General features: G+C 44.3%; 8 protein-coding genes. All 8 read right to left on the bottom strand.

Translation table 11 applies throughout. From position 1 onward, the window contains the following. Window positions 1–10: 10 nt before the first annotated feature. The 8 genes from AAE250_RS02845 to AAE250_RS02810 all read right to left on the bottom strand — a co-directional run bounded on the left by AAE250_RS02845 (window position 11) and on the right by AAE250_RS02810 (window position 17,523). Entirely contained in the window at window positions 11–3,256 is a 3,246-nt protein-coding gene (locus AAE250_RS02845) for a SusC/RagA family TonB-linked outer membrane protein (protein ID WP_342288639.1), read from the bottom strand. Window positions 3,257–3,662: 406 nt separating this feature from the next. Then, entirely contained in the window at window positions 3,663–4,772 is a 1,110-nt protein-coding gene (locus tag AAE250_RS02840) for a glycoside hydrolase family 26 protein (RefSeq protein WP_342288638.1), read from the bottom strand. A 47-nt stretch (window positions 4,773–4,819) separates the two neighbouring features. Further along, a complete protein-coding gene (locus AAE250_RS02835; protein ID WP_342288637.1) occupies window positions 4,820–6,193 on the bottom strand; it encodes a glycosyl hydrolase in 1,374 nt (457 codons plus the stop codon). Window positions 6,194–6,227: 34 nt separating this feature from the next. Next, window positions 6,228–7,733 (bottom strand): glycan-binding surface protein, encoded by a 1,506-nt coding sequence (locus AAE250_RS02830; RefSeq protein ID WP_342288636.1) that lies wholly within the window; start codon window positions 7,731–7,733, stop codon window positions 6,228–6,230. A 12-nt stretch (window positions 7,734–7,745) separates the two neighbouring features. Next, window positions 7,746–9,464 carry a RagB/SusD family nutrient uptake outer membrane protein gene (locus tag AAE250_RS02825; RefSeq protein ID WP_342288635.1) on the bottom strand — a complete coding sequence of 573 codons (1,719 nt, stop codon included), beginning with the start codon at window positions 9,462–9,464 and terminating at the stop codon, window positions 7,746–7,748. Window positions 9,465–9,483: 19 nt separating this feature from the next. After that, window positions 9,484–12,300, bottom strand: coding sequence for a SusC/RagA family TonB-linked outer membrane protein (locus tag AAE250_RS02820; protein ID WP_342288634.1), 2,817 nt, complete (start codon window positions 12,298–12,300; stop codon window positions 9,484–9,486). Between the two features lie 24 nt (window positions 12,301–12,324). Continuing rightward, entirely contained in the window at window positions 12,325–14,295 is a 1,971-nt protein-coding gene (locus tag AAE250_RS02815; protein WP_342288633.1) for a RagB/SusD family nutrient uptake outer membrane protein, read from the bottom strand. A 12-nt stretch (window positions 14,296–14,307) separates the two neighbouring features. Continuing rightward, the gene (locus AAE250_RS02810; protein ID WP_342288632.1) at window positions 14,308–17,523 is read right to left on the bottom strand and encodes a SusC/RagA family TonB-linked outer membrane protein; all 3,216 of its coding nucleotides are present in this window, start codon (window positions 17,521–17,523) and stop codon (window positions 14,308–14,310) included. Between the last annotated feature and the right edge of the window lie 46 nt (window positions 17,524–17,569).

Here is a 17,569-nt window from a genome sequence, read left to right as displayed (position 1 = left end):
TATATCAATTTTAGAATTTAACATTAACACCTAACATATAAGTACGAGGTTGCGGGTAGTTACCTACATCAACACCTGTTACCCATGCTTCTTTGTCATTGAGTGCCATACCATTTTCGGGATCCATGCCCTTGTATCCGGTAAAAGTAAAGAGGTTCTGAGCCGCAGCATACACACGAAGCTGCTGGAATGGGCAAGTTTTCCAAAGTCTCTTGAAATCGTAACCAATAGTCAGGTTCTGAATACGAACATAACTGGCATCATCGATATAAATATCCGAAATAGCCTGGAAATTTTGTCCTGCATTTCCCGGTGCCAACATTGGGAATCTGTTTGAAGTTCCTTCACCATGCCAATAATCATATACTTCTGTTGTATAGTTTTCATATTGTCCGTCCGAGAATTTACGCCAGGAACGAGCTACTTGTGCACCAAAAGCTCCATAAGCAGTAACCGAAATGTCTATACCTTTATATTCTGCACTCAAAGTAAGGCCCGTCGTTACATCCGGATGAGGATTACCCAAGTCAGTCTTATCATAATCATTTATCACCCCATTCCCATCAACATCTACAAATTTCAAATCACCGGGCTTTATACCCTGCCCTTGCTTGGAATTTGCAGCATCACCGTTACAGTTTTGAGCAAGATATGCCTGCAAATCTTCTAAGTTCTGGATAACGCCATCTGTCTTATAGCCATAGAAATAGCCGATAGGATGACCTTCCTCCATACGGACAAATCTGCCGGTACTTTGAGCCAACAAATCATTGCCACCTTCTATAAAGTGATTGGCATTATTGACTTTAGTCACTTCGTTTTTATTATAGGCCATATTGAGGTTGATACCATACTTGAAATCTTTACCTACCTGGTCTCTCCATCCCATTGAAACTTCAAGCCCCGTATTCTTTACGGTACCTGCATTCTGATATTGTTTTGAAAAGCCGGATGCAGCATTTATACCTACTTCAACCAACAAATCCTTCGTCATCTTATTATACCAGTCCAATGTAAAGCTTAAACGGTTATCCAGGAAACGAGCATCAAGACCAATGTTAGTCTGCTCAGATGTTTCCCATGTCAAATCAGGATTAGCCAAACGGTTAGGATAAGCACCCGTTGTACCGCCATTCTTGTCAGAGCCAAACGTGTAAAGACCATAATCACCAAATTCATAACCGGCACGCCAATTGGAGTTCGGGATATTATCATTACCATTTTGTCCCCAACCTGCACGAAGTTTCAAGAAGCTGAGCCAAGAACTTGTGTTTTCCATAAAAGCCTCATTTGAAACAACCCAACCAGCTGAAAATGAAGGGAAGTATCCCCATTGGTTATCTTTTGCAAACTTTGAAGAACCATCGGCACGAATGATAGCAGAAAGCATATAAGTCTCTTTGAAGTCATAATTCAAACGACCAAAGTAAGACATCTTTGAGCCATAGTCTGATGGATAACCATCTACGGTAGCCGTAGCCTTACGCTCTGTATTATGCAGATAAGCATGTGCAAAGTCACCAAAAGCACTGTTATAGCCAGTTGCATTAACAGATTCACCATAAGTTGGCCTTGACTTGGAATATTCTGTACCGGCCAGAACATCAATGTGGTGCTGAGCTATGTTTAATTGATAACTCAATGTATTGGTTAAACTCCAGTTCCACCCCAAAGACACATTATTAACCGTTTGGTCCTTATCGCGGCTATCTCCTTGATTATTGATCTGGTAAACAGGCAAATAAGAGCGCCAGGAGCTTGACCATTGTTTGTAACTGACCTGTCCTTTATAGACAAGGTTCTTGATCGGCTGTATTTCCAAATACGCAGAAGTGTTCAGATTGAAATTCTTGTTCTTATTGTTACCAGCTTGATTATATACCATATGAGCCACCGGGTTAGAAGCATACGCTGTATAATCAAGAATACCATTGGCACTCGTTCCAAAGTTTTTAAGGTCATTATACATGAAATAATCACCGTTCTCATTATAAACCGGGATTAAAGGAATTGCACGCAAAGCATTGGAAAGGTCATTAGCATACTGAGTACCCAATTGTACACCTTGGTTTTGTTTATGTTGGTAATACACATTCTCACCAAACTTAACCACGTCCATATCTCCTTTACGGTAGACTACATGCTCTGAATTAATGCGGAAAGTAAAACGACGGAAGTCAGACTTCACAGGACCTCCAAAAGCACCATCTTGATATTGATAACCTAAACCTGTTGAAAACTTTGAGAATTCCGAACCACCCGTTATATTCAACGCATGATTGGTAACCACTGCATTTTTATTTCGAAGTTCCTCCACCCAGTTAGTACCGGGGTTTGTTCCATTCTGATAAGAAGCCAATACATCAGCATCTACATACTTTGACCAATCATAAGGCTGACTTCCATTATTAAAAGCTACTTGGTCCATCACTGCCATATACTCTTTGGCATTCAGCATATCAGGCATCTTATAAATATTGGCCCAACCGATATTTCCATCGTAAGTAACAGAGACTTTACCCACTTTACCCTGCTTGGTTGTAATAAGAATAACACCATTTGCACCACTCGATCCATAGATGGCACAAGATGCAGCATCTTTCAATACATCAATACGCTCAATATCAGCAGGATTTAAAGCATTGATATCACCACCAGCTACCCCATCAATAACGTAGATAGGAGCAGTATTACCATTTGTACCGGCACCACGGATATTAATCTTAAATCCATCGCCCGGCTGACCGGAAACAGCTTGGATATTGACACCCGGAGACTGACTTTGCAAAGCCCCCAAAGCCTGAGTCGTATTCAATTTAGCAATGTCTTCTCCCTTCACTTCAACTGTAGCACCCGTTACCAGTTTCTTTTTCTGTACACCGTAACCCACTACTACAACTTCGTCCAACAATTCAGCATCCTCTTTCAACTGAATCCTGAAATTAGTCTGATTACCAACCACAATTTCCTGCGTCTGATAACCGATAAAAGAAACCACAATCGTAGCGCCCGGCTGGACGTTCAGGGTAAAATTACCGTCAATGTCTGTAATGACACCGTTCGTCGTACCTTTTTCCAAAACATTGGCGCCGATAACCGGCCCCATTGCATCAGTTATAGTACCTGTGATTTTTCGTGTTTGCTGCACAGCTTCAATTGCATCGACCGATGCTGCGAAAAGTTGCGGAGTATAGCCCAAGCCAAAAGCCGAACATACGCCTACGAGCAGCGCTGTTTTTCTGAAATTTAAATTCATATTTGTATTTTTCTTAGATTAATAAATTGGAGTTGTCAAAGCGACAACATCCGTTTTTAACATAAGGTTAAACTATTTTTTGGAAACAAACTGACCTTATTAATAAGGTGATTAGCAACAACATAGGTTTCACTCCTTTCCCATAGGCATTTTCCTTTTCATTAATGGTTAAACATTTTAGAGTTATTATCAAGCTTTATTCTCTATTAGCTTTGACAAAAATAGCGTATTAAAACAAGAAATATATATACTTTCTTATCCAATAATGATATTAGTTTAGCATCCAGCTAATAATTTAGCTGTAAAAAAAAGATGCCGTTCCTATTGGTTTATACACCACGGAACGGCATCTCATGCTCACAGAGCAATCACTTCATATTTTTATTGTTTTCGGAGGCATACGAATCTATTTAATGTTCTGAATATCTTTCAAGAACAAATACCGCTTATTAGCTTTCATTATTTTCAGCAAATCTTCATGCTTCGGTTGCTCCATTCTTGCTTCATAAGCACCACGCGGAGGAGTATGTCTCCATGTCAGTACATACGTAGAGTTGTATTTCTCCAGAACCTTTTGCAAACCGGCACTGATGGGGCCACATTCACTCAAAGCATGCAATTTGTGCTTTTGCTCGGCAAGTTGTGTAGTGAACTGCAACGCATTGTCCACATCTTTATTGAATTGTTCGCCCTGACCGTACCAGTCAATACACAGCATATCAATGTAATCATCGCCGGGATATCCTCTCAGGAAGTCTTCAGTAGAGTACACTTTATCCGTATTATAGGCATAAAGAATGTTGTGCAAGCCTTTTGAGCGCAAATAGTCTACGGTATATCGCCACAATTCGGCATATTCTTCATCATAGCAACGCTCCCTGCCCCACCAAAAGAAAGTACCCGAATGTTCGTGATAAGGACGGAAGATAAACGGAATCAGTTTGCCATCGTCGTCACGCCATGTAAGGAAGTTCTTAGCCAGACGTTCCAGCCATGAATTAAACATTGCATGGTTGCATCCACCCGGCAATATACTTTTTACCGCATTCAGGTCCCGGGCAGAAAGCATATCCACTTCCCAGGCAGAACCGGCACCATTAGGTTCCTTTATACCGGGCCATTGTGAAGTGATGGGATTTACACAATGCCAGCTGATAGTAATAACACCCTTTTTCTTATGGAACCAACGCAGTCTTTCGGCAATGTTGGCAAATGCTACCGAGTCAAGACTCAACTTACCTCCCAGTTCCAGTTCACCCAACTCGAATCCCACTACAGCAGGATAATCACCTACCGCTTCTTTCGTATCGGAACGATCGGGTTCATTCCACCAGGTATGTCCTGTCACCAAGTCATCCTGATGACCGTACATGATTCCTTTAGACTTGATTTTCAGCAACCGCGCAAAAAGCTCTTTAGCCTCCGGGGTTGCATTCGGGTCGGCAGGTTGCCACGATTGTGCCGATAGACTAACGGCAAATAAAGCTAAAAGCAAAAAACTAATGTTCTTCTTCATAAGCAAATAAATTGTGCCTTCCTCTGACAGAAAGCCGTTTTTCAAAATTATTTCATCGAGGGCAATTGGTCCCGGGTTATTACGAAGTCCTGTGCCATCGCATCTTTCCACCACGCCGTATCTGCATGTCCGTGCCCATCCAGGCTTGTGGCATTATACTGATACCACGGCATAAAGAAAGACCAACGCGCCCCCGCACTCCACTGGGAAGAAACCGGAGCTACATTACCGCATTCGCTCAATGCCACTAACTTCTTAGAATAGCTCTTCGCAACAGCCGAATATTGCGCAGCGTTATCAGTCCCACTCTTCTGGTTATAGATATCACGCCCTACAATATCCACATAGTCGTCTCCCGGATAAAATTCATCATCCTTCGTCTGGGTTGTCCAAACCCAAATCAGGTTGTTTATGCCTTGCTCTTTAAAGAAATCGAACATGTAAATCCATAATTTCTTATAAGCATCCGCACCGTCATATCCCCACCAGAACCAAGCTGTGCCTCCTGTATACTCATAGATGTTTCCCGCTGCTTCGTGCAGAGGACGCCAGATAACCGGAATATTCTTATCCTGAAGCAACTTCAGATACTCCGCTATCTTCTTCAAATCGGCTTTTACAACCCTATTCTCCCAAGTGCCCTCTACCGTTGCATGCTTCGGCCTGAAAGCCGTTGTCCAGTTACCGTCACTATTCTGAGTACCGTTTCCGGGGGTACAGGTGTATTCCGTACCGTTTTCTACATTCGGCACATTCCAATGCCAACCGGCACCGACCAGACCACCTGCATTCCACCAGTCTTCCACAACTTTCGTATCGGAATAATCGATCCAATTGGCGGGCGAAGCAAAAAGATGGATATAATCGAAGAATGCAATAGCCGGATATTTACCGGTAGCCCTCTGCACCAATTCAGCCTCAGCAATATTCCAGTTGACATTGGCCATCGTGCCGGATAAACTCTTCTTGCCATAAACACTGGCCAGATAAGCATAAACCTTTCTGGCCTGCGGCAGAGGATTGGAAGTTACCAGCTGATAGTCGGAGGCCTCTTCTTCCTCAAGCTTAATAGGAATGGAGGCCTCTCCTGCTTCCACATCGCCAGGGCCCAGCAGCGTTCCTTTAGGGATGCGGAGGGTATAGCTCTCCCCACGTCGCAGGCTTCCTACTCTCACCGTCAAATCCTGCAAAAATACACTGGCAGAAGTAACCACCGCATCCCCGACCGACATTTTACTGATATTACCCGAAGGCAATGTCACCCTCTGATCATACGTTACAACGATATCAACATCTCCCGAAGCCAGTTCGGTCAGAGAATAGGTTGTCATCTTCGGAGCTTCCGGCAATGGGGCCTCCTCATTACTATCTCCACACGAAGTGAAAAGCAAAAGTAAAACAAATAATAACTGTTTCAACATACAATCTATTAATATTAGCTTAGTACCCACAAGATCACTTCTTCGGATCCAAACGCAGATTATCAATACATACACCCGCAGGTATTACACCACCATACAAACCGTTGGAAGCCTTACCGATGGCCAGATCGCCCACCAACTCTGCACTCAAATCAGAGATATTACGGGATACAGTCATCCATTTTCCATCTGTTGTTTCCGGGAACAAGCCTGCACCTACCCACAGCCAGTTATCAGCCAGGACAAACTGCATTGCCGCTTCAGAAGCTCCCGTCACACCGGCTTCGATCTTGATATCGAACTTAATGACATAATTCTCGATATTAGCTACCGTACCGATATCCTGGTGGTTACAGTTTATTGCCCAACCATCAAGCGGTTTGGCCAAACGAAGATATACATTACCATTGTCATCCACCGGGAACTCAGTAGCTTCAGCATCCGTCCAGCTGGCATCCCAGGAAGAATTATGTCCGTCATGATCTTCAAAATCATTCAGCATAATCGTCTCCGGAGTTATCGGATCGGTCGTTTCTTCATCACCACCTTCTACCCATACAGCAGTGAACAGAGATACCTTTTGAATTACATAATTCTGTCCGGCAACAATCAATCCGGATTCCTGCATCTGAGACAGCATCTCTTCGGTTATAGCACGTTCATAATATCCGTTGGCTGCATCGTCGCCAATGTTGAAATACTCCAGGTCATCTGTCAATCCGACCCAGGTACTGCCATTCTTCAATGATCCCTGAGGATTAGAGCCACAATCGGAGATGTATACACGAATTACATCGTCCACCTTAGCATCTGCAAATAATGTAGCAGCCAATTGTACGGAACCGCTCCACGATCCGGCATCTACAGGTTCACCGGAATAAACCGGCACCTCTTTCTGTACCCAGGAACCTCCGCCGGAACCTTTCTGAATATCAATTGCAGGCAGCGTCATCGATGTATTGTTCTTAAAACTCATCGCCATCTGAACGCCTTCGCCTATGGGTGCATCCTTCGGAACAACCAACTTGATGGCTGTATTCGACTTACGTGTCATTTCAAGTGCATTAACGCTCACGACATCGTCTCCCAATGTAAAGACAACATCTTCCACCAGCAACAAATCCTTACCGTTGATCGTCATGCTGGAACCGGTCATGGCACCTTCCTTATCAGCAAACTGATAAGATAGAAATGCCGGATTTGCTTTACGTATCGTTTGCCTGCTTGCAACCTCGTCATTCTCCGATCTCAAAACAAGAGCAGACTCCGCCTCGCTGACGCCTGCCGGTGCAGTAACCGCCAAGGTACGGTCATCTATACACGTCACATTGCTCACAGCTATACCACCCGGGAAAACAACTTCTTTCACAGATCCCATAGCCGTACCCGTAATCGTCACTTCCGTACCTTCCATCACTATGGTCGGATAGAAGGATGCAACCGACAATGCCTGTGTTCCTTCCACTTCGTCGTCAGAACAAGAAACAAAATGGATACATGCAAAAACCAGAGCAGTCAAATAATATATGATTCTTTTCATGTTCATTCTCTATTATTGTTGATTATTAGTTCCCCAACCGGAATTTTGCTTCAGGTTAGGATTCTTGTTGATTTCACTGAACGGAATCGGGAAGAAGTAATATTTATCTTCCCAGCTACGTGCCTCTTGAGTACGCGTCAGGACAACATCTCCGGCGGCATTCTTCTGAATCTTGGCAATCTTGATAGCAGCCAACTCCGAACCACACTTCCAGCGGCGTACATCCCAGAAACGATGATCTTCAAACGCCAGTTCCACAAAGCGTTCACGCTGATAGCGCGCCAGCCAGTTGGAAGGATTTCCACTCCAGTGCGGCATCTGCACATCGCTACGGTCGCGCAGTGCATTAATTGCACCGTTTGCACTCAAATCAAATTCACCGGCAGCTTCCGCACTTCCATAATAGTGATATACAGCCTCTGCATAATTCAGATAGAATTCTCCCAAACGCATCATAACCCAGGCATGGGGAGTGGTGGTAGCATCGTTGGTAGAGATGTTTACATTACCATCGCAATACTTCTTCAGATAGTAACCGGTAGGGGTAGCATTCAACAGCGGAGCTGCATTAAGTCCACCCTCAAATGTTTCAATCGGACTGGTGTTATAATTAGGCCATGCATCTCCATTCTTCACAACTGTCATTCCAAAACGCGGGTCCAATCCATCGTAAGGTTTGTCCTGAGAGATATTAATGTCAGCACCAGCATAACGTTCGCCAAAGGTTTGTCCGCTTTCATCATTATACTCATACATATCGACCAACGTCTGCGTGGGACACATGCCTCCCTGACCGTTTTCAACTCCAATGGGATAATTATACAATTCCCAACTATTCAAAGATCCTTGTTTGGAGGCCCAGATAATTTCGACACCGTCTCCGTTGGCAGATCCCCATATTTTACTGTAATCATCGAGTTTTACACCCCACTGCGCAGCATACTTTATCACATCGTGATTGGCTCTTGCAGCCGCCAGCCACCATTCTGCATCATTGGAAGCATTGAACAGGGGAGAAGCCTTATACAACGAAGTACGAGCCTTCAGTGCCAGGCACATCAGACGAGTGGCACGCCCCACTTCCGGATTCAATTCCGTAGTATAGGTGATGGGCAGATATTCTGCAATGGCATCCATTTCATCTACAATCCAGTCCATCACGGATAAAGCCGGTGTGCGGGACATCTGATTGGCTTCGGCATTCGTCAGCGTTTTCAGGGTAAAAGGTACATCGCCATATGTACGTACCAGCTCGAAATAGAAATAAGCACGCAAGAAACGGACTTCATATTCAAACAACTCAAACTTGTTCTTCATTGCTTCGTAGTCGTTATTGTTGGCATAACCACTCAAATCAATCTTATCCAGTTTCTCCAGGAAGTTATTAGCCTCCGCAATTGCCTTATATGAGTTCTCCCAAGTATATGAGAAAGCATTGTTGGGGCTCCATCCACCATTGTAGAAACGGTGTACGCTCGAATTGGATAACGCACATTCAGCCTCATCCGTAGCGGCAGCCAGAGTAGAGCCGCTTCCTCCTTCATAGTTCTTATCAATCCCGTTCGGCGTACGGGCATAAACGCTCGTCACCAACTGTTGAATACCATATAACGGACTCTTGTAAATCCAATCTTCGTCGTTTGTTGTTACTTCCGTATAGTCCAAGTCAACGCAACTTACACTCAATACAGACAATAACGCCGTCGCTATAATATATTTAAACTGTTTCATATCCATTTATTTTTATCTGTTAGAACTTCAGAGATACACCTACATTCACACCCATCAGAGTCGGATAGTTAGTGCCTACATTTTCCGGGTCCATTACTTTCAGGTTAGACAAGGTCATCAGATTCTCGCCTTTCACAAATACTTTGCACTGAGAGATCTTCGCCATTGAAATCCAATTCTCGGGCAAATAATAATAAATCTCGCAGTTTCTGAGTTTCAGGAAGTTCACATCCTTGTACCATACATTATTGGCACAATAGTTATTGTTATTCGTGCGCGACGTCAGACGCGGATAAACAGGATTGTTACTTGTATCCCAACAGTTATCATAATACTCCTTCGACAAATTGGCTCCGTCTACCAGCGGCGTCCAGACTCCTGTCGTTCCCATATAAACCGTATACATAGCTGCTCCCTGGAACATGGCATTGAGACCAAAGTTCTTATAACGGAAGCCCAGGTTCAGAGAATAGTTCAGTTCCGGAAAAGCAGTATCATAACCCATCTTCACCACATCATCTTCGTTGATTACGTTATCGCCATTCTGGTCTTTATACTTAAAGTCACCGGGCTTACAGACGTCAAAATTCTGACGGGGAGAGTTCGCGATGTCTGCTTCGTCCTTGAAGAAACCGATAGCCTCCAATCCCCATGCCTGGTTTACGCGGCCACCTTCAGCAGACAGATAGTCATAAGCTACATTCTCGATGGTGCGCAATTGCTTGTTACGTCCCCAAGTCAAGCCTCCGCCTACGTTGAACGACAGGTCATTATTCAACCGCTTCACCCAGTTCACTCCTACTTCTACACCGTAGCTGGCCACACGTCCTTCATTTACATACGAAGAGGGAATACCCATTACCGAAGAGTTCAATCCGTCACCGGACAGCAGGATGTTGTCACGAAGCTGATAGTAAACATCCACGTTTACATCTATGGACTTGGCTAAACGGAGGTCAGTACCTACATTAAATTTATAAGCCGTCTCCAGCTTGAAGTCTTTAGTCGGCTGATAGCCGATGAAAGTACCCCAAGATTGCGAACCGGTACCGGCACCGAAATAGTAGTCGCCACCACCACCGTTATAATTCTCCAGCCAAAGCCCTTGGATAGGTACATAGTCAGTGTGCTGGATACCTGCAGAAAGACGCAGCTTACCCATATTCAGAAATGAAGCATCATCATTGTTCGCATAAATATATCCCAATGACAATGTCGGTGCAAACGACCACTTCTGGGGATATGAACGGTTAGAGCCATTCATAGCCAGCACCAGGTCGGCCATATACTTCTGTTTCAGGTCATAGTGCAGATAAGCCATCACATTCATACGGTTGAATGTCTGGTAGCGGCCCATGGTCGTCGTATTCTTCTGATGCCAGATTAAAGATGCCGCAAAGTTATCATCTTCACGGAAGGAAGTCTGGTAATCGGCAGACACGGACAAATAAGAAGAACGGTTGATCTGGTTATCATAGTGATTGAACTCCAGATTATTTGTCTTGTTACCGGCCGAATAAGTAGTCAGCCCTGTAGGTTGTCCGTTAGAGTTGAAAGTATATCTCTGATAGCCATACATATATCCCAGCGAATTCGTTTCATAAATCTCCGAGAAGTTATTATAACCTGCCCGTGCCGAAACACTGAGGCCCTCTACCCACATACCCAAATCTTGTTTTAAGGTGACGTCACCTTGAAACGACCTGGCATGAGACTTCATAAACCCGGAACCCTGTATCTGGGCAACCACATTATTCATACCATAGGTGGTATTTCCACCCCATACATCGGCCAAATCACCATTCGGATCATTCTTCACCGGAAAAGCGGAAGCAGGTGTCTGGTAGAGCATCCACGTCAGTCCATTCGCATCCGCACCGTTAGGCCGGTTCGTTTCCAGAAAAGAGCCTAAAGCATTCACCTGCATCGTTGTGGTAGGAGTAAGCTGGGCATCCAGATTAGCACGTACATTGGCCTTGGAGAACTTCAACTGTGAAGAGTAGTCCTCCTGTTCAGTTCCTTTCAGCAGTCCACGGCTATCGGTGTAGTCCAGCATGGCAAAATACTGCAACCTCTCATTACCGCCTTTCATAGACAGGTTCACTTTATCTTCGGAACCCATATTTCTGAAGGCTTCATCTTTCCAGTTCACATTGGGATAGTAATAAGGATCGGAACCTGTTTTAAAAGCATTCAACTCATAATCATTATACATCGGTGACAACCCGTCATTCGCACGCGCCTTATTGATTGCATTGGCATAAGTATAGCCGTCTACAAAATCAGCAACCTTAGGGTTGAAAGTGAACTTATGGTCATAAGAAACAGATATCTTATTCCCGGTAGTGATTCCACGTTTCGTTTTCACCAGGATGGCGCCGTTAGTACCTTGGTAACCAAAGAGGGCAACCGCAGCCGCATCTTTCAGCACTGTCACAGACTCTACTTCAGCCACCGTTATATAGTCAATGGAACGTTCTATTCCATCCACCAGTATCAGCAGGTTATTTTCACTGGTAGTTTGGTTACCGCGTACATTCAGCGTTGCACCATAACCGTCGCTACCCGAGAAACCACCTTGCTTCAGTGCGGTGAGCCCCAGTAATTTACCATACAGCGCATCTTTCAGGGAGATTGCAGCCGTCTTCTCCAATTCCTCACCGCTGATAGTCTGCGTAGCAGCCGTAGATAACAATTGGCTTTGCTCAATGCCCATTCCCAAATCAACTTTACCATTCTTATAGTCAACTAAGGAACTTTGGGCATTCATATTCAGCGTGACTGTAGCACACACTGCAGCCAAACTTAATTTTAAGATTTTATGATGTCTTTTCATTGTTCTCAATTTTAGAATCAAATTTTAATACCAACCGGGATTTTGTGTCAGACCATAATTCTTGTTGATTTCATCAGGTGGCAAAGGAGCCAGTATCCACTTATTAGACCACATTTCAGGATTACTCCACACAAAGCGAGGATTGGCTCCCTGAATATCGAATTCTTCATATTCAAACTCCGTCGGGAAGGGATCACCGCTATCTTTGCTCCAAGGCTTCTCTACACGGTTGCCCTGTCCATCCAGACGATACACATTCAAACCACGCAACTGCTTTTTAAAATCATTCACCAGCAGGCGACGATTCATATCGTGGAAGCGGGATTCGCACTCAAATCCTAACTCACAAGCACGTTCGCGCAGAATCTCTTTAATCAGATTTTCTTTGTTTGAAGTCAGGTTCAATCCCGGATTTTTCACTTCGATATCCCCCAGTCCTACGCGGCGGCGTACTATATTCAGTTGTTTCAAAGCATCTGTATTACGGCCTGTTTCTGCCAGTGCTTCTGCATAAATCAGATAAATCTCAGCCAGACGCAAATAGGAAACTTGTATCGGTTCGTCGTCAATGGTTCCCTGACCACCCTGGTCGTCCGAACCTAAATCCAATACATATTTATAAGTGGGGAATCCCCAAGGTTTACAAGCCCAATCGGAACCGCAAACTTTAAACTCTCCACCCTTCCACATCTGTACGGGGTTATCTTCACCATAAACCTGATATTTGAGGTTTCTCTTCTGCACAACCATTGTCTCGTACAAACGAGGATCACGGTCTGCAAAAATATCTTTCTGGGCAGGTACCTGGCCATAATATTTCTGACCATCAAAATCCTTACCATCAGCCCACGGGAACATCTCCATCCAGTCCAGCGTAGCTGCACATGCGCCGGAGTGCCATACATTCGTCGGTGCCTGGTCCCAATCGGTCATGTACACGCGGTCGTGCACTTCCACAATGGTCTCTTTATTTCCTCTGGCACGATAAGCCTTACGATAAGCAGCACGATAACCATCTTCTGTCTGGGTGGCAGCTTCTACCAACCTGTAATATCCGCCATTCGCATCATTCATCTGGAAGAACTGTTCGCAGGCAGTAATCACTGCATTCCAACGCGCTACATCATAGTTGCCATACCATACCTGACGCAGGTCAACCGCTTCCTGAGGCTGCTCCGTACAATAAGGAGTATCACTGTTGAAAATGGGGCTGGCTACATAGTGCAACAATTTTGCTTTTATACCTACAGCCGAAGCTTTCGTCATACGCCCTGCCCAAGTAGCCAGGTCGGCATCCGGCAAGTTCCAAGGAAGGTTCGGTTCTGCAATCGCTTCATCCAGAAGCCGCACGGCAAATTCTACAGTCTTTTCCAATGAGGAACGGCCTTCTTCCAACTGATCTTCAGCTTTAAAAGCATGGTCTACAATAGGTAATCCACCAAAATGACGAATACCGTCCAGATATTTAGTTGCCAATATAATCTTAGCCTCTGCCGTATAACGAGCTTTTTCGGCATCGGTCATATCAGGAACACGATTAATATTATCAATCAGCAATTCACAGTCTCTTACGCAATTCCATATAGAGCGTTTGGACTGGTTACTCATATTCTGAATACCTCCCTGAGAGATGAAAGCAAAACGGCTTTGCACCCATCCGGGGTTTGCATTGGCAGCAGTAAGATTACCGGTATAGAACATACGTCCCAGATCGTCCCAACCCAGCTCGGAATGCATGATATCCGACAGGGCTTCGATAAGGCCTGCGTTCAACGTATAGCAATTCTTAAACGGAGAGTAAAGTCCCTCATAGCATTGCCACAGCAAATACTCCGTATAAACTTTTCTCGAGAATATCAAATCCTCATCCACATCTTCTCCTCCTGCCTTTTCCAGGAAGCCGTCTCCTACCCGGATCTGGTCAACGCATCCGGTGAACAGATAAGAGCTCAGAGCGATTAAAACAGCACTTATGATATATGTAACTTTTTTCATCTGACACATTTTTTAGAAGTTTACTTTTACGCCTAAATTAAAAACACGCATCAACGGATATTTAATGAATGAACCGTAGCCACCACCTGTATTTTCCGGGTCATTGGCATCCAGCGGAGTGAATGTCAACAAGTTTGTTCCATTCAGATAGATACGCAGATTAGCCGATTTAGGTAACCATGATACATCTTTAATATTATATCCTATTTCCAGATTCTTCAGACGCAGGTATTTGGAATCGTAATACCAGACATTAGAGTTAGCCTGGTTCTGCTTTTCATTGGCAAAAGTGATACGAGGCAACTTAGCCGACAAGGCTGTCTCGGGAGTCCAGGCATTGTCTACTACCCATTGCAGTAACGAAGAGTTGTATTGCTGTCCGAAAGGTTGGCGGTAAACACCATCCAATGCTCTGGATACCTTGGTAGCACCGGCCCACAACATGGAGAAATCGAAGTTCTTATACTGCAAACTGAAATTCAGAGAGAATGTATACTGCGGATTGTCAGTAGTACCCATATACATCTGGTCATATTCTTCAGTAATGATACCATCACCGTCCAAGTCAACATACACGGCATCACCATTCATCAAGCCAGCTACTAACTGCGACGGCATATCCTGACCATAAGCGGCTTTATACCGTTCTTCAGTTTTCCCCTGCTCATAGAATTCAAAGAATAAATAACCTCTCCGGGCACCAATCGAATTGCCCGTTGCATAAGTCCAGTCGGGAGAAACCTCCGTATCTTCCTTCAGCCCCAGTTTTTTACCCATATAGCTATCAGCCTTGACCAATTTATTGGGCTTTGCAATCTCGGCCTGTTCTACAATCTTATTTTTGGCATAAGATACAGAAGGCGAAATAGTGAAAGAAAGGTCCTTGCCAATACGGTCCGAATAACTCAGTGTTATCTCATATCCATGATTTTTCACACGACCATAATTGATGTAAGAAGGACGCAAAGCCGTAGGAGCCTGAATCATATTTGCATTATTAATCAGGATATTCTTACGGTCTTCCTTGAAATAGTCGAAATTCACACTAACCTTGTCTTGCCATACTTTGGCATCGAAACCGAAATTGTATTTTACTGCCGTTTCCCAAGTTACGTCAGGAGAAGCGGAGGAATATTCACGAGCCACATTGAGGAAGGTTGTGTTAGTCGTACCAAAATTATAACCGGCAAAGTCACCAACATTCTTCCAGTAACCATTCGTAATCTGCCAAGCGGCCGGCAGATAGAGGAAACGATATCCCTGACAGTTGTCATTACCTACCGTACCCACAGAGGCACGCAACTTCAAATAAGAAATAACGGATTTGACAGGTGTCCAGAATGCTTCTTCCGATGCAGTCCATCCTATAGATACGGAGGGGAAGAAACCATAGCGGTTACCTTTGGCAAAGTTTTCCGAACCGTTGTATCCCATATTGGCATCAATCATATAGCGATGCTTATAGTCATAGGTCACACGTCCCACCAAACCTACATATCCCTTAGGTATAGAAATGTAAGTACTACTCTGAGAATCCCACGGGTAGTAGCTCTTTGACTGATTATAAAGTAAAAGTGCCCCTACATTATGGTCTCCAAAACGTCTGCTATAGTTGAAGCTGGCTTCGGCATACCAGTCTCTGTTGGACCATGAACTCTCATCATATCCCAGATTCCAGTAATCGCCTCTACGCTGGAACACAATATCACCGTTATCGTTCAGATAAGGCATAAACTGTGCAGGCATTCCGGAAGAACGGTCTTTCACATGATTGTAGGTAGAGTTATAGGAACCTTTCACTCTGAAGTCGAGACCTTGTGTCAGAAAATCCAGTTTCAATTTATAGATCAAATCCATATTCAGAACATTCGTAGCGGTTGTCTTATACCCTTGTCCGTAGAAAGTGTCCAAACCGTCACGGGATCCTACCACGTTTTCCGAATTGGTGGGGTCTATCAAAGCCGGATTAGTTTTAATCCATTTACCGTCAACGATTCCGGCACCGGAGAAAGGTTGCGCATCCATCAAATAGCGGAAAATGTATTCTTCACCTTCACCACCATTATTACCAATACTGCGTTTGTTTTCCAAACGTCCGCCCAGGTTGATGGACAGTTCGTGAATCTTGCCGAGCGAAAGGTCCAGATTGGCACGATAGTTATATCGGCGATAACTGAAATTGGTGTTCGGATCGTCTCCGAATGTTTTGAACATACCATCCTGGTCGAGCATACCCAATGAAACAAAGTAACGGGCCACCTGGTTACCTCCTGTAACAGATACATTATGCTGGCTCTGAAGCGCCGCATCTTTCATTATATAGTCAATCCAGTCTACATCCGGATAGAGAAGAGGCTGGTCGTGGCTCTTGAAGTGCTGTACCACCTCATCAGAGAAACGAGGTTTATTGCCATCGGACAAACGTGCATTATTAAACGTAGTGGCATACGTATACGAGTCGGCAAAGTCAAGGAACTTAGTAACTGTCTGAACACCCCATGAAGTAGATGCGGATATTCTCGTTTTACCGGACTCGCCACGTTTGGTTGTTACCAGAATTACACCATTGGCACCACGCACACCATATACGGCTGTAGCAGAAGCATCTTTCAGTACCGTAATATCAGCAACCTCATTCGGGTCAATCTGCGTAAACGAACGTTCCACGCCGTCCACCAGAATCAGCGGATTGGAACCGTTCAGAGAAGCCTGACCACGAACAAAGATAGTAGGATCATCAGCACCCGGAAGACCGGAATACTGCACCGTAGACAATCCCGGTAATTTACCGGAAATGGCATTACCCAAAGAAGCCGAAGGAGATTTCAGCAATTCCTGACTGTTCACATTGGAAACAGATCCGGTAACAGTCACTTTCTTTTGTTGGCCATAGGCAACTACAACCACTTCTTCCAGCGTCTGCGAGTCCGGCTCCATTGAGATTTTCAGAAAATCTTTGTTCCCAACTTTCACTTCCTGTGTTTTGTAGCCCACATAAGAAATGACCAACGTACTATTAGCAGGAACCGACAATGTAAAATTACCATCCAAATCAGTAATCGCACCATTTGCCGTTCCTTTAACCAAGACAGATACACCGATCATGGTTTCTCCTGTTTCATCGGTGATAGAACCTCGCACCTGGATGTTTTGTGCAAAAGTCAACTGCGGTATCAAGCAGAGTAAAGCTATGATATACCACCTTTTTAACACCTTCTTGTTTTTCATCAGCATTAAAATAAAGTTAATAATTATTTGTTTTATAGTTGTATAG

The sequence above is a fragment of the Bacteroides sp. GD17 genome (assembly GCF_038448625.1).
Lineage (GTDB): Bacteria > Bacteroidota > Bacteroidia > Bacteroidales > Bacteroidaceae > Bacteroides.
Note: the sequence above shows the minus strand (reverse complement) of the source record. Positions and strands in the feature narration are given on the sequence as shown.